The following is a 23,204-nucleotide window of genomic DNA, read 5'->3' as shown; positions in this document are numbered from 1 at the left end:
ATTATTTTCATAGTGTTTTCGCTCTATTAAAACTTTACATTTCTAATCTATTATTTTTAGCAACTTTTCCCGGTGACAAGCGTCTAATAGTATGACTTTTTGAGGGGGATATTAATAAAATGGGAGCAGAAGGAGCCAAAGAAAAAGAATGAATTTGAAGAAGAAATTGTCTATACTTACCGCTTTAGCTGTTTTTCAGGCGTTTGCAGCCATTCCTGCGAATGCACAGGCAGCTGATCAAAGCGATTCGACACCAGTGAATACAGCCAAAGTTAAATCCGTTGAGGTTATTAAGAAAGAACAAACCATAGCGGAATCCGAAGTAAAAGATCAATCAGGTACACAGACTTCCGATAACGATACAACGGAGGAGACGAATCCTGAATCCACAGAATCATCAGGTACAGACGTTACTCCAGTTGACCCTGCAGCTCCTGCTGAATCTGAAGATGCAGAAGGTACAGAGGAAGAAGCGCCAGCACCTACACCTGTAGAGGTTGAGCAGCCTTCCACTAGTGGTCAGTCCGGAACTGCCGGCGGAGACCTGACGCTGTACATGAACAGCAATAAAATGGTGCAAGATGGCAAGACATACCTTGCCGGACAGCCGATGGCTGTCAAAAATGGTGTATCCTATGTAGCGATCCGCGCGCTGGTTGACCGAGTTGGCTATGATGTGAAGTACGACAACACGACCAAGGAAACGATCATTATTAGCGGGGAAGATGAGCTGCGTTTCAAGACCAACAGCAAAATCTATACCGTTAATGGTGAAGCAAGAACGATGAAGGGCGCTGCTTACCAACAAAAGAATACGTTTATGGTGCCGCTGACTTCAATTACACAGGCACTCAACATTACTTATACAGTGAACCAATCCGCCAAAACGGTGGTATTGAAACTGAGTACCAAACCGGTAGCCAGTTTCACGGTACCCAAAGAAGTTTTTGCCGGTGACAACGTAACATACACAACGAAATACAGTTCTCCCAAAGGACTGGATATTGTGGATGAGCGCTGGACTGGCCGTCAGGATTCGTTCGACCAACCAGGTACATATACGGTAACGTATGCTGTCCAGGATTCAAGCGGTCAATGGAGTGATCCTTACTCTGTCACAATCCAGGTCCAAAAACCCAATCTTCCTCCTGTAGCGATGTTCACTACAGACAAGGAAGAGTACAAAATGGGTGAAAAGATAACCTACATTGATCAAAGCACAGACGACGAGAATGCTATTGAGACAACAGAGTGGGACAACAACGCACTGGCATTCTTTGTTCCAGGACCGAAGACCATTACGATTACAGTTACAGACAAACACGGTCTGAGTAACAGCTATTCTAAAATCATCAATATCACGGGCGAAACGTTGTACACTCTCTCTGATTTCAATCAATTGTTCACACCGGTTGGTGGGAAGTTTACCTTCAATGGTGGAGAAGTACCTGCCATGGAGAAAGTTCCATACACTTACTATGATGAGCAAAGCATTCTGATTCGCAGTAACAGTCCGGAAACGGTCAACAGCGAAGGAATTGTCTACAAGGAATCTTCGATTGGACAAACACGTTTTATGATTCACCACGTGAATAATACAGGTAAAAACGTAAAAATGTACGTTGTGGCTACCAACAACAATATGTATCCGGCAACACTGGAGCAGCAAAACATGGGCTTCGCGGGTCCATCTCCGTTTGCTACTGTAGCTGGGAAGCTATCGATTGACCGCTGGTTCAAATCCATGCAGGAAGGCACTGGCAAATTGGACGTTGTCCTGCAGCCTGGAGAGAGCAAACTGGTTCTTACAGAACTTAGTGCTCTGCCGATGAAGAAGGGCCAAGTAATCTCCCTGTACTCCGATGTATTCAGCGATTACAGACTGGACTACAACATTATTATGATTGAAGAAAACAAAGACCCGATGGAAGTATGGTCTACGCTACCTGTACTGGATCGTGATGGTGTTCACAACCGGGGAACATACCCGAATGCAACACGTGTCATTACGTATGATCAGGAAGTAGGTGCGAAGCCTTCCCGTCTTCCGCTTGGTGACAATGCAAGTGATCCAAACCTGGTCGGAACAGACCCGATGGCCTACACAGATGCTTCCAACGCCGGTAACTTTGGTGTGCTTTATAAAATTACACTGAATAACGTAGCACCGCGTACGCTGATCTCGTTCAACCCTCGTGGTGGTAAATATTCCGGTGTGGCACTTGTTAATGGCCAGGTTGTGCAAATATCCGAGGGTAAATCCTTGAGTGCTCCTAACGAGCAAAGTGTACTCTACCGTACAGGCTCTTATGGTGAGAGTGTTACCATTCTGTTCTCAGCGGCCCCAGGAAGCAATCTTCCTGTCAATCTGTTGTTCACGCCGCTTCCAGCTGAGAAGTAATCTTGACCAGGCAACGAGGAACGGACGGTTTGGAGTGAAAGCTTATATCTTATATACCCGATCACCCCAAAAGTCGCCCGAAGAAATAATCTTCTGAACCGTCAGAGAAGGACTCCATGTGAATGGGGTCCTTTTTAATGAAACTCTTAATAAACTGACGATGAATAGTGAGCTAGCCGTTTCGTTGACTCTAATCCGAATTTGAGGCATTATTAGAATTATAATAACAAGCATGGTATCAGTGTTGCATAATTGTAATTCACATGAAGTCCAATGGGTAGCATCTGGACGAATATACTTTAGTAATCCAGCTTTTTGCTAATTTGGATTTGCTCTTAGGATGTATGCATAATGCTTGTATGACAGGAGGTGCTTGAAGTCATGCTGTCGACAGAACAGATTATTAATACTATGTCCTCACAGGGACTTCGCATTACGGATCAGCGGAAGACACTGGCCCGGTTATTTGCCGAATCTCCTGGGTATCTTACACCCAAGGACGTCTATGAATATATGGGTAAGACTTACAGCGGACTGAGCTTTGACACGGTATACCGGAACTTGCGTGTCATGCAGGATTTGGGTGTACTGGAGCAGGTCATTTTTGAAGACGGTGTAAAATTCAGAGCGCATTGCAGTGAAGATCACCATCACCATCATATGATCTGTCTGAAATGTCAGAAGACCTATCCGATCGTTTTTTGTCCGATGCAGCTGGCAGATGCTCCAGAACAGTTTCAGGTTGTGGATCATAAATTTGAAGTGTTCGGATACTGCAAAGATTGTGCGGAATATGCTCCGACGAAAGTGTCCACTGGGCATTCACACGATCACGGGAAACACTAACCATGAAGCTATCCCGCAGAGTGGCACAGGCGCCCATTCGGGTATATCGAAATTATATTTCTCCCTTGAAGCCACCTACATGTCGCTTCTATCCAACTTGTTCGGCATACGCAATGGAAGCGATTGAGGTTCATGGCGCATTCAAAGGTTCGCTGCTGGCTGCCAAGCGTATCGCAAAATGCCATCCGTTTCATCCGGGAGGCGTTGATCTGGTTCCGCCAAAGACAGAAAAAACGGTCATGGTACATGATGAGGGATAAAGGTGGAGTCATTAACCACCTGATCAAATGACATGGTCGTAGTTGTGCAGCTGCCGACTTGACAAAGAGGGCAGCATTTCAGTATATTTTTCGTATAATGATTTCCAGTGAAGGGATAAGTACAGACACACCCCCAGTGCAGAGAGCCGGATGAGCTGAGAACCGGTCTGGGAGGAGGATGGAATATGGTCCCGGAGGAACCTCTTCCGAGCGTGCAGACGTGTATGTAGACGCTGTCGTAAGGTTGGGGCGTGATCCAGCGTTAATGGGCGGTCGAAGGACCGGCAGAGCCTGTGTTTTGCAAAAAGCACGGGGAATTTGGGTGGTAACACGTGAGATCTACTCTCGTCCCATAGGGGCGGGAGTTTTTTGTGTTCTTTTTTAGTTAAGAACGCGAAAGTAAGCATGACATATGAAGGAGGAGAAGTCTTTCATGACTGATCAAAAAACATTTTATCTGACGACGCCGATTTATTATCCGAGTGACAAATTGCATATTGGGCATGCGTACACAACGGTAGCTGGAGATGCAATGGCTCGTTACAAACGTCTGCGCGGTTATGCAGTGCGTTACCTGACAGGAACCGATGAGCACGGACAGAAAATTGAACGCAAGGCTCAGGAGAAGGGGCAGACACCACAGGCATTTGTAGACGACATCGTTGTAGGCATCAAGGAGCTGTGGAACAAGCTGGATATCTCCAATGACGACTTCATTCGTACAACGGAAGAACGCCACAAAACGGTTGTACAGGATATTTTCGATCGTTTGCTTAAACAGGGAGATATCTATAAGGGTGAGTACGAGGGCTGGTACAGCATTCCAGATGAAACGTACTACACGGAAACCCAACTGGTTGATGTGGAAAAGAATGAGAAGGGTGAAATTGTCGCTGCCAAAAGTCCAGATAGCGGACACCCGGTAGAACTTGTCAAAGAGGAATCCTATTTCTTCCGCATGAGCAAATATGCAGATCGTTTGCTGAAATATTATGAAGAGAATCCTGGTTTTATTCAGCCGGAATCCCGCAAGAACGAGATGATCAACAACTTTATCAAGCCGGGTCTGGAAGATTTGGCCGTTTCCCGTACAACGTTTGAATGGGGCGTTAAAGTCAAAGGCGATCCGAAGCACGTCGTATATGTTTGGATTGATGCATTGTCCAACTATATTACGGCTCTCGGCTACGGATCATCCGATTCATCACTGTATGACCAGTTCTGGCCTGCAGATGTTCATCTGGTAGGTAAGGAAATCGTTCGTTTCCATACCATCTACTGGCCAATCATGCTGATGGCGCTTGACCTGCCTTTGCCGAAAAAAGTATTTGCACATGGCTGGTTATTGATGAAGGACGGCAAAATGTCCAAATCCAAGGGCAATGTGGTTGATCCAGTGACCCTGATTGACCGTTACGGCCTGGATGCACTGCGTTATTATCTGCTGCGTGAAGTTCCATTCGGTTCGGATGGTACGTTCACTCCAGAGAGCTTTGTAGAGCGCGTGAACTCGGATCTGGCCAATGATCTGGGGAACCTGCTTAACCGTACCGTTGCGATGGTGGATAAGTACTTTGAAGGCAAGGCACCAGCATTTACTTCGGGTGTAACAGAATTCGATGCTTCACTGGAAGAAGCCGGCCTTGCTGCGGTGGATAAAGTGGAGCAGGCGATGGAAAATCTGCAATTTTCCGTTGCGCTGACGGCGATCAGCCAATTTGTTAGCCGCAGTAACAAATATATTGATGAGACACAGCCTTGGGCTCTGGCACGCGATGAAGCGAAACGGGATGAACTCGCATCTGTTATGTCTCACTTGATCGAAAGTCTGCGTATTGCTTCCATCTTGCTCCAGCCGTTCCTGACTCGTGCTCCGCATAAAATCTGGGAACAGCTTGGTATTCAGGAAGGCGAACTTACAGCTTGGGATACGTCTAAGCAGTGGGGTGTCATTCCAGCGGGTAATGCTCTGCAAAAGGGTGACCCAATTTTCCCTCGTCTCGACTCGGAGCAGGAGGTTGCGTATATTGCTGAAGCCATGACCGGAGGCAAAAAAGCGGAACCGCAAGCGGATGGCGCACAAGGCAATGCTGGTGATTCTGCGCAAGCTTCCGAACCTGTGACTGCACCTGAGAGCAAGGAAGAAATCGGCATCGACGATTTTGCCAAAGTGGAACTGCGTGTAGCACAGGTTATCGCCTGTGAACCGGTCAAAAAAGCAGATAAGCTGCTCAAATTGCAGCTGGATCTCGGTTATGAGCAGCGTCAGGTCGTATCAGGGATCGCGAAGTTCTACTCCCCGGAAGAGATGGTTGGACGCAAAGTCATTTGTGTAACGAATCTCAAACCAGTAAAATTGCGCGGTGAGCTGTCCCAAGGAATGATTTTGGCGGCATCTCATGGAGACCAATTAACACTGGCTACGGTACCGGACAATATGCCTAATGGTGCTCAAGTAAAATAAATTTGCTGAACATGTAGTCCGACGCTTGATTATATGAAGAATGAAGGTGACCCGATGCTATCGGGTCGCTTTTTTCTTTCGTCTTGATTGCCCCGCTAATAACGTAGGAAAACAAGCATATACTGTTATGAACTCTGCGCTCCAGGGGAGAATAAATAGGACCCGACCGCTTGACAACCACGTTCAGGTTACCTATAATTCTTTCAGTAATGTTTACGATTAAGAGATGCGGAGTGAAGCAATAGTGAAATGGTATAATGAAACAACACTAACCAGGAATACCCGGATACAGCATACAAGCAAACGTGGCCAAACCAGAACGAAATGGTTATGGAGCAGCTTGCTTATTCTCAGTTTGCTCATGTTATCGGCGTGTGGACAAAGTAATTCGGAAAGTGCCAAGATCGAGGAAGGCAAAGTGAATGTGATCACGAGTTTTTATCCTGTATATGCGTTTACAACAGCTATCGGCGGTGAAGACGCAAACGTTATTAATTTGCTGCCAACCGGCGTTGAACCCCATGACTGGACGCCAAAGAGCCAGGACATTGTAAACACCTCCAAGGCACAATTGTTCCTATACAACGGTGCTGGCCTAGAAGGATGGGTACCTAACTTTCTCAAGTCCCTTAACAGCGATACTCAAGTGAAGTCTGTGGCTGTAAGTGATGGAGTGAGCCTGCTGACGGCTGAAGGTGATGATGGGCATAACCATGGAGAAGAGCATGAAGACGAACACGCAGAAGAAGCAGGCACAGAGGACGTTGCAGACCATCACGTGGATCCTCATACATGGGTAAGTCCCAAGTCGGCTATCGTGATGGCTGAAAATATCAAAAATAGTCTGGTCGAAGTAGATCCTGATCATCAGGATGGTTACGAACAGCGTTATGAGGAACTTCGTACCAAACTCGAAGCGCTCGATCAGCGCTTTACGGACGAATTATCCAAAGTCTCCAATAAAGAAATTGTTGTGTCCCATCAAGCATTTGGATATCTTGCACGTGATTATGGTTTGACACAGCATGCCATCATGGGGCTATCCCCGGATGCCGAACCAACAGGTCAGGATATTGTTAATCTGTCCAAGCTTGTGAAGGAAGAGGGCATCAAGTACATTTTCTTCGAAGAGCTGGTCTCCGACAAATTGGCCAAAACACTCGCTGGCGAAGCCGGTGTGGAAACGATGGTGCTGAATCCGGTTGAAGGACTTACCAAGGAACAGGCAGCTAATGGGGATGATTATTTCACCCTGATGGAGAAAAATTTGCAAAATCTGCTGATCGCATTAAAATAAGATAGACTGAAGGATTCTTTTGCAATCCTTATATATAATGAAGGGCGGCTTTGCCATGCAGCAAATCATGCCACTATGTCATGATCCAATCATTGAGATTGAGAAGTTATCTTTCTCTTACGGTGACCAGCGAGTGATCGAAAATCTTGATTTTATGGTCAAGGAACGGGATTTTGTCGGTATTATCGGTTCAAACGGAGCGGGAAAAACGACACTGCTGCGCATGTTGGTGGGACTACTGCCTCCAGCGCAGGGGGATATCAAATTGTTCGGACAGTCGATTCGCAGATTCAAGGATTGGGAACGGATCGGCTATGTCCCGCAAAAAAATGCATTTAACCCATTGTTCCCTGCAACCGTGCGGGAAGTGGTCATGTCTGGCTTGTACAACAATAAGAATATGTTCCGCCGGATAACGCGCAAATCGCAGCAGCAGTGCACGGATGCACTGGAGGTTATGCGTATCGAGGATCTGGCAAACAAACGGATTGGACAATTGTCCGGAGGACAGCAGCAGCGTGTGTTTTTGGCACGTGCGCTTATCAATCACCCGGATTTGTTGATTTTGGACGAACCTACAGTGGGGATTGATGCCGAGTCTCAAGCAAGTTTCTTTGAGCTTATTACCCATATGCATGAACACCACCGGATGACGTTCCTGATGGTTTCACATGATATGGACCGGATGGAGAATTATCTTGGTTCAGAAGCGGCAGCAACCAACGGGAAAATCAACTTTCATGTTCGTCATTCGCATGAGGTGGAGGATTGTGCCGAGACCAATTTGCAGCATACTACTGCCCTGGTACGATAATGATATTGTACAACTAGATTAGACAAGGCTGAAGGAGTCGTGTGTTTTGGAGATTTTAATGAGTGATTTTTTTCAGCGTGCACTGGCAGGAGGATTGCTGATCGGTATTACAGCTCCACTGATTGGACTGTTTCTGGTGCTGCGGCGTTTGTCCATGATCGGGGATACCCTATCTCACGTTACGATTGCCGGGGTTGCCCTCGGTTTTTTGATTGAGGTTTATCCGATTGCAGTGGGACTTGTCTTTGCTGTGCTCGCATCCTTTGCTATAGAGAAGCTGCGCAAGGCATATAAGACTTATGCCGAGTTATCCATTGCTATAATCATGTCAGGTGGCGTCGCGCTTGCTTCGTTGTTCTTTACACTGGGCAAAGGGTACAATACGGATGTGATGAGTTACTTGTTCGGCAGCATTTATACACTGGACTCTACCGACTTGAAGTTAGTTGGAGTGGTAACGCTGATTGTAGTTATCGTTGTTGCGCTGCTACATAAGGAGTTTTTCCTGCTCAGTTTTGAGGAAGACGCTGCGGCAGTTACAGGTCTGCCTGTAAAATTGCTTAACATGCTGATAACGGTAATGACGGCTCTGGTGATTAGTACTGCGATTAAGATCGTGGGGGCACTGCTGGTGTCGGCACTATTGACCATTCCTGTAGCCGTAAGTTTGCTTATGGCTCGCAGTTTCAAGTCAGCCATTATTCTCTCGGTTGTTATCGGGGAGATTGCAGTAGTTATTGGTCTGGTGGTAGCGGGAATTTGGAATTTGGCTCCAGGAGCAACGATTGTATTATTGCTTATCATGATGCTGATTCTTACGATGATTGGAAAAAAAGGGTTCCGAGCCTGAAGAAATATGCGTGCAAGTGAGCCCCAGGGAAGGGAGACCACCGCTTCATGCCTGATGTTAATGTGTGGCTGGCTTTTATCGCAGGATTAGCTTCATTTATATCACCGTGTTGTCTTCCACTATACCCTTCGTATTTATCCTACATTACGGGAATGACAGTACAAAGATTAAAAGACGATCGCAATCAGCGTGAAGTACGGCTTAAAACGTTAACGCACACGCTGGCGTTTATTTTGGGATTCTCGGCTGTTTTTTACTCGCTTGGACTTGGAGCAGGATTGTTTGGGCAATTTTTCAATGATAACCGTGATTTGATTCGTCAGTTATCTGCCATTTTAATTATGCTCATGGGTTTATTCCTGTTAGGGGTATTCAAACCGCAGTTTCTGATGAAAGAGCGCAAGATGGATTTAAAATGGAAGCCAGCAGGTTACTTGGGCTCTTTTATTTTCGGGATTGGTTTCTCCGCAGGCTGGTCGCCGTGTATCGGACCTATCCTGACAGCGATTATTGCGATGGCTGCGAGTGAACCGACAACCTGGCTGGCCTTGATCACCGGTTATACGGCTGGATTCGCATTACCTTTCTTCATCCTAGCCTTTTTCATTGGTTCAACACGCTGGATCTTGCGATATTCCAATGTGATGATGAAAGCCGGGGGAGCGCTTATGCTGTTTTTGGGTGTGCTGCTATTCACGGATCAAATGACCAAAATCACCATTTGGCTGCAGCAGATTACACCCGATTGGATGATTATTTGAGCAAAGTATCAGTTAAGGCCATTGATCTACTAAATGTATGAAAATAAGCAAAGCAGGCTACATGAAGGCCAGAGCACATTCTGTCCCATGTAACCTGCTTTTTTGATCGCCACTACCGTGGATATGATGTCAGTACTTAGGTGAAGTAATCAATGTTCGCTAACGGGAAGTGTTCAAAAATTTGCTCTGTGATGAACTCACGCAGTGCGTCCTGTTGGTCATCCTTGTACACATATTTATACTGCCCCCAACGGCCCCATTTCATTTTTCTTTTCTCGATGTCCATTTCGAGTTTGGTTTTGGGGTAGCGTTTCTCAATGGTGGCTTTTGCCGTTTTGGTAAATCGATGCTGAATCATTTCAAACGTTAGATCCTTCGTGGCATCTTCCGGAAGCGTGTCGGCAAGCTTCTGTAAAAGCTCCGCGTATCCTTCCTGCCATCCGTCATACCACATGATGGGTGCGATGATAAATCCTAACGGGTACCCCGCATGCGCGATTTTGCCTGCGGCTTCAATACGTTCTTCAAACCTTGAAGTAGCAGGCTCGAAGTTCTTGATGACATAATCCGAATTGACACTGAACCGGATACGGGTATGACCGTTATGTTTGATGTTCAACAATGGGTCCACGTGATGATATTTCGTCACAAACCGCAAACGTCCGTATTCCTCATCCGCCATAAAACGGATCAAATCACTCAAATTTTCGGTAATATGCTCGAGTCCTACCGGATCGGAAGTACAGGCTGCTTCAAATCGGGTGATTTCAGGTGCTCGCTCATCGATATAGCCTTTAGCCGCCTGAATGATCTCATCGGTATTTACATACACCCTGACGTAAGGCTTGGCTCCAAGCGTGGTTTGAAGATAACAATAATGACAATGGCCCATGCATCCCGTTGAGATAGGGATCGCATATTCAGCGGAAGGTTTGGACTGATCAAATTTGAGTGTTTTGCGCACACCTACGACCAGGGTCCGCTTCGCCATCCGGTATTTTTCCTGCTCTGTTTCACCAGGCAGATTGGTGATCCGGTTATGGGAGGTCGTCATCTGATATGGAATTTCTTTGGAAGTGACCCATTCCATAATCCGTTTGCCCTTCTCATATTCCAGCGCACCGGGTTCAAAATAGACCAAATCGGGAATAAAGGGTTTAGTACCTTTTGCTTTGCGAACCGGGGGCTGCGCTACACTTGTACTCACGGAATCACTCCTTTCAATAGGAACTTGCTTAGTTTGCCTCACACGGGCAGAAGTCACCCTTGCCAATACTTGCGTACCGGATCAGAAGCGCCCATGTGTTACAAACGACATAGCGATTGATTCGTACAAGACTTGCCAATGCGTATTGATAACATGTATCATTATAAGATAGGGATCAGGCAAGAATATTGCCGGTCAGAGAGAAGAGAGGGAAGCAGATGCCAACGCCCAGTATGGAAGATTATTTGGAGCGTATATACAAACTGATTGATGAAAAGGGCTATGCTCGTGTGTCAGATATAGCTGAAGGATTGGAAGTGCATCCTTCATCGGTGACCAAGATGATCCAAAAGCTGGACAAAGACGAGTACCTGATTTACGAAAAGTACCGCGGGTTGGTACTTACTCCAAAAGGGAAAAAGATGGGGAAACGTTTAATGGAACGCCATCATCTGCTTGAACAATTTTTGACGACGATCGGTGTCCAGGAAGAGAATATCTACAAGGATGTGGAAGGAATCGAGCATCATCTAAGTTGGGACTCCATTACCTGCATCGAGTCTTTGGTAGAATATTTCCGTCAGGACGAGAGCCGATTGCGTGATCTGCAAAATATTCAGGAACTCATGAGCAATACCGAATCCTGAGGCAGCATAGGGCATTCACAGAGGTCCTTAAGAGCTTAAACTTTCAAAAAACAGAGGGTGTATCTTTGTCGTTGTAAATGGCAGAGAGATACTCTCTGTTTTTTTGTTGTCCATAATTTGGTGAATTATCGCAACTAACCAATCCTTTGGAGCGTCTATTAAACTAGCAGAATTTGCCGAGAATTTTAATGATGATGGAGGATTGTACTGATGAAGCTTCGTAATGGTTTGATCCTGCTGCTCATTTTCGTGCTGGGTTTACAGACAGCTGGGTTGAGTGCGCAGGCTGCACAAAAAGAGATTGATATTTATCTGGATGGTCAACGTTTGGAATCCGATGTATCGCCCTACATTTTGCCCAAAGTGAATGTGACGATGGTTCCGCTGCGTGTAATTAGTGAAGGATTGGGAGCGTCCGTCCTTTGGTCACAAGCTTCGAGGACCGTAACGATCAAGAAATCCGAATCGGTCATCACCATGACCAGTGGACGCCAGCAAGCGACGGTAGATGGTATCGCAGTCGATTTGGATGCATCGGTTGAACTGAAGAAGGGCCGTGTTATGGTTCCAATTCGATTCGTTAGTGAAAACCTTGGAATTACAGTGAATTGGAATCAGGCAGAACAGACAATTCGTTTGACGACAGGAGACGCTCCTACGCCAGACCCGGCTACCCCGGCAAATCCAGGAGGAACAGGTAGTACGCCAAGCTCGGATGACATGCGTGGTGCATGGATTTCAACAGTGAACGGTGATTGGCCTTCCTCCAGTGCCAAAGGCAATGTGGAAAAGCAGAAGCTGGAGTATACTCAGCAGCTGGATACGCTCAAAAGCATGGGAATTAATGCCGTATTTGTTCAGGTTCGGGCCAATGCAGACGCCATCTATCCTTCAGGTCTTGTACCATGGAATAGTGTGCTAACAGGGACTCAGGGCAAGGATCCAGGATATGACCCACTTGCCTTCATGATTGAGGAGGCTCACAAACGGGGACTGGAATTCCATGCCTGGTTTAACCCGTTCCGGGCAACCAACTCGGTGAGCACAACCGGACTTGCTGCCAATCATGTTTCCAAACTGCATCCGGACTGGATCGTGAATGCATCGGGTAAACTTTACATTAATCCAGGAATTCCGGAAGCCAGACAGCATATCATCGACACCATTATGGAAGTGGTAAACCAATATGATATTGATGGTGTTCACCTGGACGATTACTTTTATCCTTCTAATGTAACGTTTAACGATGACGCTGCCTTTAAAGCCTATAACACATTGAATACCAAAGACCGTGCCGAGTGGAGACGGGATAATATCAATCAGTTTGTTAAACAGCTGGGTGAGAGCATCCACCAAGTAAAAGCTGGTGTAGAGTATGGAATCAGCCCTTTTGGTGTATGGCGCAATAAGGCTGTCGATATCACCGGTTCCGATACCAAAGCGGGAGTAACTGCCTATGACAGCATGAATGCGGACGTACGTACATGGATCAAACAGGAGTGGATTGACTATGTCGCACCTCAAGTATACTGGAGCATGACGTTAAGTGCAGCACGCTATGACAAAGTGGTGGATTGGTGGGCAAACGAAGTCGCTAATACCGACGTTAAACTGTATATTGGGCACTCGCCTTATAAGCTGGGTACGCCTGAAGTTGGCTGGCAGACTTCCCAGGAAATTATTGATCAGCTCGCGTACAATGAGAAATACGATACGATCAAAGGCGATATTTACTTTAGCTCGCAGTATTTGACGAAGAATCCGCTGGGCTTGATTGCGAAATTAAAAGCATATTATGGACTTTAGTTCATTTTAGCGTAATATGACCAACCCTCGTTCTCATAGAGTGGCAGTAGGAATGGACTGCCTGGAGAACGGGGGTTTTTAATATGTTAATCAATGGGGTGTTTGAAGGCGGAGGCGTAAAGGGAATTTCGCTTGCAGGTGCCGTGCAGAGTGCACAGGACTATGGTGTCCAGTTCAATCGTGTGGCAGGGACGTCCTCCGGATCGATCGTAGCTTCATTGATTGCCGCAGGATATCGAGCGGAAGAGATGAAATCCATCATAGAGAATACGCCATTTGCCTCATTGCTGCGGCGTTCACCTATATTTGATATACGCTGGATTGGACCAGCGGCAAGGCTGTTTTTGAAAAAGGGTTTATATTCAGGTGAAGCACTTGAATCATGGATTGGGAACATGCTCAAGCAAAAAGGAATTCGAACATTCGCAGACCTGCCACCAGGTAAGCTTCTGATTACCGCATCGGATATCTCGAACGGGACTATACTGGTACTTCCAGATGATATACGGCGTTTCGGTATTGACCCTAATAAGTTCGAAGTAGCCAAGGCTGTAAGAATGAGCTGCAGTATTCCCTATTTTTTTGACCCGGTGGCTATACGCAGATCGCCTGTGATGTCCAAAGGCATGCGTTTTCCCGATCAGTTCGTGTATGTCGTGGACGGAGGATTGCTCAGTAATTTTCCGTTATGGCTGTTTGACGGGGAACGTACAGCGCGCGATGGAGACATCATTCCCACGATCGGTTTCAAGCTGGTTGGCAAGACGGAGGGGGAGCCTAGCAGAATCAAAGGTCCTTTAAGCATGCTTCAGGCATTGGTTGAGACGATGCTCACAGCGCATGATGAGCGATATATTGAGCAGATTAACCGTTTCCGAACGATTAAAATACCCACCCTGGGCGTTAAGCCGACACAGTTTAATCTGTCCGTACAGGAAAGTACTGCATTGTATTTATCGGGTGTTGCCGCAGGTACGGAGTTTTTTAGTCGATGGAACACGAAGTTCTATGATGAGCAGTTGGATAAACAAAAAAGAGAAGAGCGAAAAAAAACTCAAACGCCCCCTTTAACGCCTGTATAACCAAATAAAAGCACTGCTTCCTGTTACGAAGCAGTGCTTTTTACTTTGCAGATAAAAACTAGTGAAACTTGGGAATATCGTCATCGCTTTTTCCCTTATTTCCTTGAATGACATGAAAGGGATAATCTTTCCGTTTTTTGGAGGAACCGCTGCTTTTTCTTGCTCCGGACCCGGATTGAGCCTTCATTTTAGCCATGGTGCGTGCAGAAGGTTTGATCTTGGGCTTGGTTTTACGTGCCCAACGCCCCGGTGGGAACTTATAGAGCAGGAATATAGCCCCAAGAACGACAACAGGAATAATCAACCCGAGAATACCTCTGTCTCCCAGTGTGCGTATTATTCCAAATGCAGCTAGAGCAATGGCTGCCCAAAAAACGATAGTCATGACCGCCTGCTTATTCATATCAATCACCCTTTCACAGGATCGAGTGTTGCAACAGGTACTTCGGACGTAGCTGATACATTGGCAAGCTGCGCATCCAGTTCACGCATGCGGTTAAATGAAGCGATGGACACTTCCACCTGTTCGTTGGTTGGCTCCTTGGTAGTGAGCAATTGCAGCCAAAGTCCAGGGTATCCGAGATAACGCAGTACGGGAATGTCACGCACCGAGTTGGTGAGCTTTAATAGTTCGAATGAAATCCCGAGGACAACAGGCAGTAACAGCAGGCGCTGTCCCATCCGTTCCCAGAGGTTGTCGTAGGTGAAAAGGGAATACAGGAAAACACCGATAATCACCGTCAGCATGATAAAGCTGCTTCCGCAGCGGTAGTGCAGTCGACTGTATTTCTGAACATTCTCAGGTGTAAGTTCCTCACCGGCTTCATGAGCACTAATGACCTTATGCTCCGCTCCGTGGTATTGGAATAGTCGTTTAATCATTGGCGTCTGTGAGATCAACCACAGGTAAGCAAGAAGCAGAATCAGCTTAATGCCGCCTTCCAGTAAATTATGCAAAAACTGATTGTCGAATGCATTTTTAAACAAAAAATTCTCAATGACGACAGGAAGCAGCGTGAGCACAATTTTACCAAAAAGGAAGGATAGAATGGCTACCGCTGTAACACCAATAATCATGCTAAGGCTCCAGCCGGAACCTTCTTTTTCTTTTTGTTTCGCCTTCTCTTCAGGTTCGAGTTCATCATCAGCATAAGCGTCAGCAGAATAATTAAGATGTTTGCTTCCTTTGACACTTGAATCTATAATGCTGACAATCCCGCGCAGTAACGGAATCCGCCGCAATTTCATGACCCAGGTCTTGTCTTGCTTGGGAACTTCCAGATACGTAATTTCGCCGTCTTTTCTTCGAACAGCTGTAACGTTGACATGTTTACCGCCAAACATTACGCCTTCAATGACAGCTTGCCCCCCGTAGCTGACAGGCTTGGATTGTTGAGGCAAATTATTCACCTTCCTATTCTGTTCTATACCCTCAGGTTCAAAGGTAGTTTTATACCCCTATTGTATCGAATTTTGAGACCGATTTCTAGTTTCAGGGACAAACCTTGAGATGTTGTTGTTAAGTTTGTCCTGTTCTGAACATACTACCCGGTAGAGAATGATCGAAATCTGGTTTTATTTAGACACAGATGACTGAGGCAAAGGAGAATATAGATGGCAGAATATACGGATAGACACGCTTCTCATGTGGATACAAAGCATGGGGATGCGGAAATTCAGGCGAATCAGGGCAGACGCTCCAAGCAGCGCCAGGGGCAGCATTATTATACCAAACCGTTTTCTTTTGCAGTGGAGCTTGGTTTCTTTGCAGGCTTTATTTGGGGAGGGATACATTGGCTAAACTACCTGCTTCACTTCAGTATCATCCCGTTGGGCTTTTTGGCGGAGCCCTTTTTCAAACATGAGTACATCTATACCGCTGCAGGGCATCTGACAGGCTGGCTGTTTTTCATTGTGTTCTCCATTGTGGCTGCACTAATTTACACATATACGCTGAGAAAATGGAAAGGCCCCTTGCCCGGTATCGGTTACGGGATCGTTTGGTGGCTGATCATCTTTGTACTGGTTGGCCCCAAACTGGACATGGTGAAGCCGATAAACCGTCTGACTTGGGATTCCATTATCACTGAGTTTTGCTTCTTTTTGCTGTGGGGGCTGTTCATCGGCTATACCGTAGCCATGGAGTACACGGACGAACGGAAACGCGAGCCCGAGAAAGCGGGAGCATAGCCGCAAAAAAGCTTCTCAATCCGGCAATGGCTGTGTTAAAATAGCAGATGGTTATTTGCAGAAAGGATGGAGCAGCTATGAAACGGATTGTTGTGATCAATGGCCCGAACCTGAACATGCTTGGTATACGTGAACCTGGCATCTATGGAACGCTTAGTCTGAAGGATATTGAGGACAAGATTCGCAGACAGGCTGAGGAGCTTGGCGTCTCCATCGCTTTTTATCAATCCAACCACGAGGGAGACATCATTGATCGTATTCATGCAGCGATGGACGATGCAGACGGAATCATGCTGAATGCCGGAGCGTTCACCCATTACAGCTATGCTATACGTGATGCGATTAATGCAGTCAAAGTGCCTACCGTGGAAGTACATCTATCCAACATTCATGCACGCGAAGCTTTCAGACATCATTCAGTGATTGCTGCAGAAACAATCGGGCAGATTGCCGGATTTGGCGATGTAAGCTATGAACTGGGGCTGCTGGCTCTCGTGCGTCATCTGGACAAACAAACCTGAGCCGGGGACCCGGGAATGTGAGAGAAAGAAGGGTTACCGATGGAAAACAAACGAGTAAATAAGTTGCGTGAGGCCATGCGTGAGCGCGAACTCACCGCAATGCTGATTACGAACCCGATCAACCGTCGTTACATGACGGGCTTTACAGGGTCAGCGGGATATGTGCTGATTACGGAACAGGAAGCCTATCTGCTGACTGATTTTCGTTATATGACACAGGCACCGCAGCAAGCAAAAGGATTTACCGTTGTGGAGCATGGACCAAAACCGATGGAATCGGTGCGGGAACTGCTGGCATCAGCAAACATCAATGAGGTTGGCTTCGAGCAGGATACAGTCACATTTGGCACGCACTCCGCTTATGCTGAAGCACTTCAATCCATTGAATTGAAAGCTGTATCAGGCATCGTGGAACAACTTCGCATCTTCAAGGATGAGGATGAAATCGCTGTAATGCAAAAAGCTGCTGATCTGGCCGATGCTACGTTTAGCCACGTTTTACAGTTTGCCAAACCGGGCATGACTGAGCGTGAAGTGGATTTGGAAATGGAGTTTTTCATGCGCAAGCATGGAGCGACATCCTCTTCCTTCGACACCATTGTAGCTTCGGGTGAACGTTCCGCAATGCCGCATGGTGTAGCGAGCAGCAAGGTCATCGGACAAAATGAGCTAATTACATTTGACTTCGGTGCATTGCTTGACGGATACTGTTCAGATCTGACACGCACGATTGCAACGGGTACACCTGTACCAGAGCTGCGTAAAATTTATGATATTGTACTGGAAGCCCAGTTACATACGCTTGAAAACCTGAAACCGGGCATGACCGGACGGGAAGCAGATGCGCTGGCACGTGATATCATTGCAGGATACGGATATGGAGATCAATTTGGACATAGCACAGGCCACGGCCTGGGTATGGAAGTTCACGAAGCTCCGCGCCTGTCCAAACTAAGTGACGATGTGTTGAAACCGGGCATGGTTGTAACCGTTGAACCGGGAATCTACATTGATGGACTTGGCGGCGTACGTATTGAGGATGACGTGGTTATCACGGAAACAGGCATTCATATCTTAACGAAGTCGGACAAGAAGTTCACCGTTATCGGCTAACATTCTAGCCACTAGCGATATAATACGATTTTTATTTTTTAGGTACAGGTTATTGCTGATTGTTCTGGATCATTGCAAAAGTAGTGAAGGGGCGGAATCGATTCTGAAGAAGCGAAGCGTTCGCGTTTGTCTCCTCATTTTCAACCTAAGCTAAGTCTAATTAAGAAAATGAGGAGACAACAGCGATCAGAGGAACGATCCGAACCCGTAACGGCCACTCTAGCACATGGTCAGCAATTCAGAGATGAACCGACCTATAAATTAACCATCGTCTTATATCGCCTACTTTTCAACCATATCAGGAGGGATTTTTCGTGATTTCAGTAAACGATTTTAAAACAGGCTTGACCGTACAAGTGGATGGAGATATCTTCACTGTACTTGACTTCCAACACGTTAAACCAGGTAAAGGCGCTGCCTTCGTACGTTCCAAATTGAAAAACCTGCGTAACGGTAACACCGTTGAGCGTACATTCCGTGCAGGTGAAACGATTGGCCGTGCGATCATCGAAAACCGTGGCGTATCTTATCTGTATGCAAGTGGCAATGAGCATACATTCATGGACAACGAAACATACGATCAGTTCACATTGACAAGCGACCAACTGGAATGGGAATTGAACTTCCTGAAAGAAAACATGAACGTAAAAATCGTTAGCTACCAAGGTGAGATCCTCGGTATTGACCTGCCGACAAGCGTAGAGTTGAAAGTTATCGAGACTGAGCCAAGCGTAAAAGGTAACACTGCTCAAGGTGCTACCAAAAACGCTAAAGTGGAAACTGGCCTGAACGTACAAGTGCCATTGTTCATCAACGAAGGCGATGTGCTGTTGATCGATACACGTGAAGGTAAATACTCTTCCCGCGCGTAACTTTCACGGGGTGTTAGCAAAATACACAATGATTTCAACCCTTTGCCAATGATTTGGCAGAGGGTTTTTTCGAAAAAAGATTAGCCTATCAGTCACTTTCGTAATATACTGGGTTAAAGTCATTTTTCGGAGAGAATAATGGCGATGGACATAATTATGCATACTGCACAAGGTAGGGAGTGGATTTGCGTTGTCATTGTACGTCATGAAGTTTGGGGGCAGCTCGGTCGGAGATACGGAACGCATGAAGCGTGTAGCCGGACGTGTTGTAGAGAAAGCTGATGAAGGACATCAGTGTGTGGTTGTGGTTTCGGCTATGGGAGATACGACAGATGATCTGATTGATCAGGCGAAGCTGCTGAACAGTGAATTGCCTGCGCGGGAAATGGATATGCTGCTGACCACAGGAGAGCAGATCTCGATTTCGCTATTATCCATGGCCATTCAGGCACTGGGACGTAAGGCAATTTCGTTTACCGGATGGCAAGCAGGCTTCCGTACTGAACCGGTACATGGAAAAGCAAGAATTAATAATATCCATCCGGAACGTGTGAATGAAGCGCTTGCGGACGGCAATATTGTAATCGTTGCAGGATTTCAGGGCATGACCGAAGATGGAGAAATTACAACACTTGGTCGCGGTGGATCGGATACAACGGCAGTAGCGCTGGCAGCAGCCATCAAGGCGGATGCGTGTGAAATCTATACGGATGTAGACGGAATCTATTCGACAGATCCCCGGATTGTCAAAGTCGCACGCAAGCTTAAGGAAATTTCGTATGACGAAATGTTGGAACTTGCAAACCTGGGGGCCGCAGTGCTGCACCCGCGTGCGGTTGAATACGCGAAGCATTCCGGTGTGCCTTTGATTGTAAGATCCAGCTTTAACCATAATGAAGGAACGGTTGTGAAGGAGGAAGCAGCAATGGAACAAGGTGTCGTGGTAAGCGGAATTGCCTATGACAAAAATGTGGCTCGTATCAGTATTTTGGGAGTTCCCGACGTACCGGGAGTTCTTGCCGAGGTGTTTGGTGCACTTGCATCTGAACAGATCGATGTCGATATTATCGTACAAAGTGGTGTGATGGACGGTAAAGCAGACTTTTCATTCTCGGTGGCACTGTCTGATCGCGAGAACGCGCTGCGTGTCCTAGAGGGCCTTCACAGCCGTTTGCCATACCGTGAAGTCACATCGGAAGATAATTTGGTTAAAGTATCAATCGTGGGTGCTGGCATGGTCAGCCATCCAGGAGTTGCAGCCAAAATGTTCCAAGTGATCTCTTCTCAAGGTGTGAGCATCAAAATGGTCAGCACATCGGAAATTAAGGTATCTTGCGTCATCGATGGTGACAAACTTCATGATGTGATCAAAGCACTGCACACAGCGTATGATCTCGACACGGCAGAGCAGGCTGTCGTTGGCGGTCCACAAGTTCGCAGATAATTTGATGCCTATGTATAAATGATCAAAAGGTGTTCTGTATCGCCCCATCCAGGCGACAGAACACCTTTTTTTGTGCTTTACAGTAATTTGGATATCCTTTCTCCCTCCAAGCCCCGAAACAATTCCATACGATGATCTTCTCTCATCTCTGGTACACAGTCGAGCACGTTTAACTGGGAGCAGTAAGTGACGTCATGCATTCTGCCCAATTTGTCAAGCCGCCTTGCACCTGTAGATACACGGACAAGATCCGGTAAAGTGTCCTCGCACTGGGTAACCGCCTGATGCAGTACCTTGCCAAGATCGTTCAGCCTGATAGGGTAATGGGATTGACGGTACAGCTCTTCAATAATGCATCCTGCACACAATCCATCTTCCAGTGCGAATTCATCCTGATCTCCTGCACATAACAAAAGAACGTCCCTTCGGAGCAGGCAGAGAGCAGCTGCAACAGCCTGCACGTTCAAAAATGAACCCGCCAGCACATGTCTTGCCCTGGCAGCTTTGATCAGCGCACGTGTCCCGTCGGTAGTGGTCAGGATCACGGTTTTACCCGCGATCTCCTGCGTCATATATTCATAGGGGGAATTGCCCACCTCGAATCCAGCGATTTTTTTGTTGAACCGCTCCCCTCCGCGAATCGAATCTTTAACAGTCATCTGTTTGGCTTGAGGAACGGTCTCCACCGCGATGACACCCGCAGCATCATAGGCCAAGGCTGTAACGATTGTACTTGTTGTACGCAGCACGTCGATTACAACGGCACTTCGCCCTGCGATATCGATTCTTCGGACTTCATTCACATTGCCTACCACGTCGACTTGCACTCCCCACAACTCCTCTCTTCAATTGGGGATAGATGGTACTTTCTTCCCTCCGGAATGGATTTCACCTGTCTGCAAGCACTATATGCATGATGATATAGACGGGTGCCTAGAAGAAGCCTGGATCTATGATATTTGACTCTCAAGCCTGTTCTGAAAGAAATGCTAGATTTCAGCGTCATAAATTGAATGTACAGGCATAGACTTGAGATAGGAACAAGCACCTGATACGCGGTAAATACGATTTTAGGGTTGGAGGGGCCTATTCATGAAGGTGAACTGGAAGGATCTCTTTCCGGAACCGATTCGAACCATTCTGGGAAGGATGCCGCCCGCTATATTGGAACAAGTGGAGGAAGTACGTATCCGCGAAGGAAGGCCGCTCGAGATCAATGCTGGGAACGCCTATCACTTCCTTACTGCACAAGGCAGCACGACAGCGAAGCCTGAAGAAGCTTATATTCCTCAAAAAGAGGTAACACACCGGCTTCTGGATCTGATCAGCAATCATTCGCTCTATACGCTGGAAGAAGAGCTGCGCAAAGGATTCATCACCATTCCGGGAGGCCACCGAATTGGATTGGCCGGCAGAACGGTGTTAAGCGGCGGCCGAGTGGAATATTTGCGTGATATTAATGGTTTCAACGTCAGGGTAGCTCGGGAAGTACATGGGGTAGCTGATCGAATCCTGCCCCACCTGTTGGATCTGAAGAGCGGACAGGTATTCCACACGTTGATACTCTCACCGCCTCAGCAAGGGAAAACGACGTTGCTGCGAGATTTGGCCAGACAAATCAGTAGTGGAACCAAGCTAACAGGTGTCAGTGAGCTGATTCAGGGGCTAAGGCCACGTCTTAAGGTTGGCATTGTGGATGAGCGATCCGAGATCGCCGGAAGTTATAAAGGTGTACCCGGGTTTGACATCGGTCCCCGAACCGATGTCATGGATGGTTGTCCCAAGGCGGAAGGCATGATGATGATGCTTCGTTCCATGTCGCCAGACGTGCTTATCGTGGACGAGATCGGTCGTCCGGAAGATGCAGAAGCTGTGATGGAGGCACTGCATTCCGGTGTTTCGGTTATTGCAACTGCCCACGGCCGGGATCTGTCCGAGCTGTCATCCAGGCCTGCATTACGCACCTTAATCGCAGCACAGATGTTTCAGCGTTATGTTCAGCTGCAGCGGACGAGCCGAGGCATGAGCTTCAAGGTGGCCGATGGCAAAATGCGAGGTCTTCAGCAGACCGAGGCAGGAGGTGAAGCCTTTGGTTAACATGCTGGGTGCTGTAATGATTCTGCTTGCCAGCACACTCGCGGGTTTTTACCGTGCCAAACAGTATGCGCTCAGACCTAGACAGCTGCGAGAATTGATTGCTGCCCTGCAGCGGTTGATGACGGAGATCAACTACGGACTGACCCCGCTTCCCGATGCGATGGGGAAAATGGGAGTTCAAACCAGGGAGCCTGTCAAAACCCTGTTTCTTCATGCAGCCAAGCAAATGGAGCCTCCGCTGGGTCACACAGCACGAGAGAGTCTGCAGTCCGGAATCGAACAAGCATGGGGAAAATCAGCGATGAAAGCAGATGAGAGGGAAGTCATGCTGCAATTAAGCTACAGCCTTGGCACCAGCGACCGTCAGGATCAGACCAAACACATTTCGCTAGCCATTCAACAACTTATGCATGAGGAATCCCGTGCTCAAGCCGATCAAATGAAATACGAACGGATGAGCCGCAGTCTCGGGATGCTTGTCGGAGCGTTAATCGTCATTCTGATCTTTTGAAATTGCCGCGATAGTGAGGTG

The 23,204-nt window shown here is 47.0% G+C and carries 22 protein-coding genes; 18 read left to right on the top strand and 4 right to left on the bottom strand.

What is annotated here, in order from left to right:
• The first annotated feature begins 148 nt into the window (after nt 1–148).
• The 8 genes from AC3RCI_RS19670 (at nt 149) to AC3RCI_RS19635 (ending at nt 9,693) form a co-directional block, all read left to right on the top strand.
• Nucleotides 149–2,401 carry a stalk domain-containing protein gene (locus tag AC3RCI_RS19670; protein WP_492471554.1) on the top strand — a complete coding sequence of 751 codons (2,253 nt, stop codon included), beginning with the start codon at nt 149–151 and terminating at the stop codon, nt 2,399–2,401.
• A 381-nt stretch (nt 2,402–2,782) separates the two neighbouring features.
• Entirely contained in the window at nt 2,783–3,247 is a 465-nt protein-coding gene (locus AC3RCI_RS19665; RefSeq protein ID WP_336780682.1) for a Fur family transcriptional regulator, read from the top strand.
• A 2-nt stretch (nt 3,248–3,249) separates the two neighbouring features.
• Nucleotides 3,250–3,507: a membrane protein insertion efficiency factor YidD gene (yidD, locus tag AC3RCI_RS19660; protein ID WP_127537919.1), complete on the top strand. Its 258-nt coding sequence runs from the start codon at nt 3,250–3,252 to the stop codon at nt 3,505–3,507.
• Between the two features lie 433 nt (nt 3,508–3,940).
• Complete coding sequence (gene metG / locus AC3RCI_RS19655) at nt 3,941–5,971, top strand: methionine--tRNA ligase (RefSeq protein WP_127537920.1); 2,031 nt, start codon at nt 3,941–3,943, stop codon at nt 5,969–5,971.
• A 361-nt stretch (nt 5,972–6,332) separates the two neighbouring features.
• Entirely contained in the window at nt 6,333–7,268 is a 936-nt protein-coding gene (locus AC3RCI_RS19650) for a metal ABC transporter solute-binding protein, Zn/Mn family (RefSeq protein WP_255247901.1), read from the top strand.
• 55 nt (nt 7,269–7,323) lie between these two features.
• Nucleotides 7,324–8,082 (top strand): metal ABC transporter ATP-binding protein, encoded by a 759-nt coding sequence (locus AC3RCI_RS19645; RefSeq protein WP_492471555.1) that lies wholly within the window; start codon nt 7,324–7,326, stop codon nt 8,080–8,082.
• A 46-nt stretch (nt 8,083–8,128) separates the two neighbouring features.
• The gene (locus tag AC3RCI_RS19640) at nt 8,129–8,932 is read left to right on the top strand and encodes a metal ABC transporter permease (protein WP_095290395.1); all 804 of its coding nucleotides are present in this window, start codon (nt 8,129–8,131) and stop codon (nt 8,930–8,932) included.
• Nucleotides 8,933–8,979: 47 nt separating this feature from the next.
• Nucleotides 8,980–9,693: a cytochrome c biogenesis CcdA family protein gene (locus AC3RCI_RS19635; protein ID WP_492471556.1), complete on the top strand. Its 714-nt coding sequence runs from the start codon at nt 8,980–8,982 to the stop codon at nt 9,691–9,693.
• A gap of 136 nt (nt 9,694–9,829) precedes the next feature.
• Here the strand turns inward: AC3RCI_RS19635 and splB are convergent, their stop codons facing one another.
• Complete coding sequence (splB, locus tag AC3RCI_RS19630) at nt 9,830–10,900, bottom strand: spore photoproduct lyase (RefSeq protein WP_127537923.1); 1,071 nt, start codon at nt 10,898–10,900, stop codon at nt 9,830–9,832.
• Between the two features lie 218 nt (nt 10,901–11,118).
• On the opposite strand from splB, the gene mntR reads away from it, so the two are divergent.
• From mntR to AC3RCI_RS19615, 3 genes are all read left to right on the top strand, one after another.
• The gene (gene mntR, locus AC3RCI_RS19625; RefSeq protein ID WP_095290400.1) at nt 11,119–11,547 is read left to right on the top strand and encodes a transcriptional regulator MntR; all 429 of its coding nucleotides are present in this window, start codon (nt 11,119–11,121) and stop codon (nt 11,545–11,547) included.
• Between the two features lie 210 nt (nt 11,548–11,757).
• On the top strand, nt 11,758–13,353 hold the full coding sequence (locus AC3RCI_RS19620; protein ID WP_492471557.1) for a family 10 glycosylhydrolase: 1,596 nt from the start codon (nt 11,758–11,760) through the stop codon (nt 13,351–13,353).
• Nucleotides 13,354–13,436: 83 nt separating this feature from the next.
• Nucleotides 13,437–14,435: a patatin-like phospholipase family protein gene (locus AC3RCI_RS19615; protein ID WP_336780684.1), complete on the top strand. Its 999-nt coding sequence runs from the start codon at nt 13,437–13,439 to the stop codon at nt 14,433–14,435.
• Between the two features lie 58 nt (nt 14,436–14,493).
• On the opposite strand, the gene AC3RCI_RS19610 is transcribed toward AC3RCI_RS19615, so the two are convergent.
• Together AC3RCI_RS19610 and AC3RCI_RS19605 are read right to left on the bottom strand one after the other, a co-directional pair.
• Nucleotides 14,494–14,838, bottom strand: coding sequence for a hypothetical protein (locus tag AC3RCI_RS19610; RefSeq protein ID WP_492471558.1), 345 nt, complete (start codon nt 14,836–14,838; stop codon nt 14,494–14,496).
• Between the two features lie 5 nt (nt 14,839–14,843).
• Nucleotides 14,844–15,836: a DUF1385 domain-containing protein gene (locus AC3RCI_RS19605; RefSeq protein WP_336780685.1), complete on the bottom strand. Its 993-nt coding sequence runs from the start codon at nt 15,834–15,836 to the stop codon at nt 14,844–14,846.
• Nucleotides 15,837–16,049: 213 nt separating this feature from the next.
• Between AC3RCI_RS19605 and AC3RCI_RS19600 the strand changes: the two genes are divergently transcribed.
• From AC3RCI_RS19600 to AC3RCI_RS19580, 5 genes are all read left to right on the top strand, one after another.
• Nucleotides 16,050–16,625 (top strand): YqhR family membrane protein, encoded by a 576-nt coding sequence (locus AC3RCI_RS19600; RefSeq protein ID WP_492471559.1) that lies wholly within the window; start codon nt 16,050–16,052, stop codon nt 16,623–16,625.
• 77 nt (nt 16,626–16,702) lie between these two features.
• Complete coding sequence (aroQ, locus tag AC3RCI_RS19595) at nt 16,703–17,146, top strand: type II 3-dehydroquinate dehydratase (protein WP_336780686.1); 444 nt, start codon at nt 16,703–16,705, stop codon at nt 17,144–17,146.
• Nucleotides 17,147–17,185: 39 nt separating this feature from the next.
• Nucleotides 17,186–18,259, top strand: coding sequence for a M24 family metallopeptidase (locus AC3RCI_RS19590; RefSeq protein ID WP_251643822.1), 1,074 nt, complete (start codon nt 17,186–17,188; stop codon nt 18,257–18,259).
• 314 nt (nt 18,260–18,573) lie between these two features.
• A complete protein-coding gene (gene efp, locus AC3RCI_RS19585; protein ID WP_154895518.1) occupies nt 18,574–19,131 on the top strand; it encodes an elongation factor P in 558 nt (185 codons plus the stop codon).
• Between the two features lie 190 nt (nt 19,132–19,321).
• Nucleotides 19,322–20,575 (top strand): aspartate kinase, encoded by a 1,254-nt coding sequence (locus AC3RCI_RS19580; RefSeq protein ID WP_110759098.1) that lies wholly within the window; start codon nt 19,322–19,324, stop codon nt 20,573–20,575.
• Between the two features lie 77 nt (nt 20,576–20,652).
• Here the strand turns inward: AC3RCI_RS19580 and AC3RCI_RS19575 are convergent, their stop codons facing one another.
• Nucleotides 20,653–21,402 carry a 2-phosphosulfolactate phosphatase gene (locus AC3RCI_RS19575; RefSeq protein ID WP_336780688.1) on the bottom strand — a complete coding sequence of 250 codons (750 nt, stop codon included), beginning with the start codon at nt 21,400–21,402 and terminating at the stop codon, nt 20,653–20,655.
• A gap of 265 nt (nt 21,403–21,667) precedes the next feature.
• On the opposite strand from AC3RCI_RS19575, the gene spoIIIAA reads away from it, so the two are divergent.
• Both spoIIIAA and spoIIIAB read left to right on the top strand, forming a co-directional pair.
• Nucleotides 21,668–22,672 carry a stage III sporulation protein AA gene (spoIIIAA, locus tag AC3RCI_RS19570; RefSeq protein ID WP_127537930.1) on the top strand — a complete coding sequence of 335 codons (1,005 nt, stop codon included), beginning with the start codon at nt 21,668–21,670 and terminating at the stop codon, nt 22,670–22,672.
• Nucleotides 22,665–23,183 carry a stage III sporulation protein SpoIIIAB gene (spoIIIAB, locus tag AC3RCI_RS19565; protein ID WP_095359284.1) on the top strand — a complete coding sequence of 173 codons (519 nt, stop codon included), beginning with the start codon at nt 22,665–22,667 and terminating at the stop codon, nt 23,181–23,183. Before spoIIIAA ends, spoIIIAB begins: the two co-directional genes overlap by 8 nt.
• Nucleotides 23,184–23,204 lie beyond the last annotated feature (21 nt).

This window comes from Paenibacillus sp. MT124, assembly GCF_058792755.1.
Note: the sequence above shows the minus strand (reverse complement) of the source record. Positions and strands in the feature narration are given on the sequence as shown.

Coding starts and splice junctions, on each gene's coding strand:
- AC3RCI_RS19670 (WP_492471554.1), top strand. CDS start 149: ATGAATTTGAAGAAGAAATTGTCTATACTTACCGCTTTAGCTGTTTTT.
- AC3RCI_RS19665 (WP_336780682.1), top strand. CDS start 2,783: ATGCTGTCGACAGAACAGATTATTAATACTATGTCCTCACAGGGACTT.
- yidD (WP_127537919.1), top strand. CDS start 3,250: ATGAAGCTATCCCGCAGAGTGGCACAGGCGCCCATTCGGGTATATCGA.
- metG (WP_127537920.1), top strand. CDS start 3,941: ATGACTGATCAAAAAACATTTTATCTGACGACGCCGATTTATTATCCG.
- AC3RCI_RS19650 (WP_255247901.1), top strand. CDS start 6,333: ATGTTATCGGCGTGTGGACAAAGTAATTCGGAAAGTGCCAAGATCGAG.
- AC3RCI_RS19645 (WP_492471555.1), top strand. CDS start 7,324: ATGCAGCAAATCATGCCACTATGTCATGATCCAATCATTGAGATTGAG.
- AC3RCI_RS19635 (WP_492471556.1), top strand. CDS start 8,980: ATGCCTGATGTTAATGTGTGGCTGGCTTTTATCGCAGGATTAGCTTCA.
- mntR (WP_095290400.1), top strand. CDS start 11,119: ATGCCAACGCCCAGTATGGAAGATTATTTGGAGCGTATATACAAACTG.
- AC3RCI_RS19620 (WP_492471557.1), top strand. CDS start 11,758: ATGAAGCTTCGTAATGGTTTGATCCTGCTGCTCATTTTCGTGCTGGGT.
- AC3RCI_RS19615 (WP_336780684.1), top strand. CDS start 13,437: ATGTTAATCAATGGGGTGTTTGAAGGCGGAGGCGTAAAGGGAATTTCG.
- AC3RCI_RS19610 (WP_492471558.1), bottom strand. CDS start 14,838: ATGAATAAGCAGGCGGTCATGACTATCGTTTTTTGGGCAGCCATTGCT.
- AC3RCI_RS19600 (WP_492471559.1), top strand. CDS start 16,050: ATGGCAGAATATACGGATAGACACGCTTCTCATGTGGATACAAAGCAT.
- aroQ (WP_336780686.1), top strand. CDS start 16,703: ATGAAACGGATTGTTGTGATCAATGGCCCGAACCTGAACATGCTTGGT.
- AC3RCI_RS19590 (WP_251643822.1), top strand. CDS start 17,186: ATGGAAAACAAACGAGTAAATAAGTTGCGTGAGGCCATGCGTGAGCGC.
- spoIIIAA (WP_127537930.1), top strand. CDS start 21,668: ATGAAGGTGAACTGGAAGGATCTCTTTCCGGAACCGATTCGAACCATT.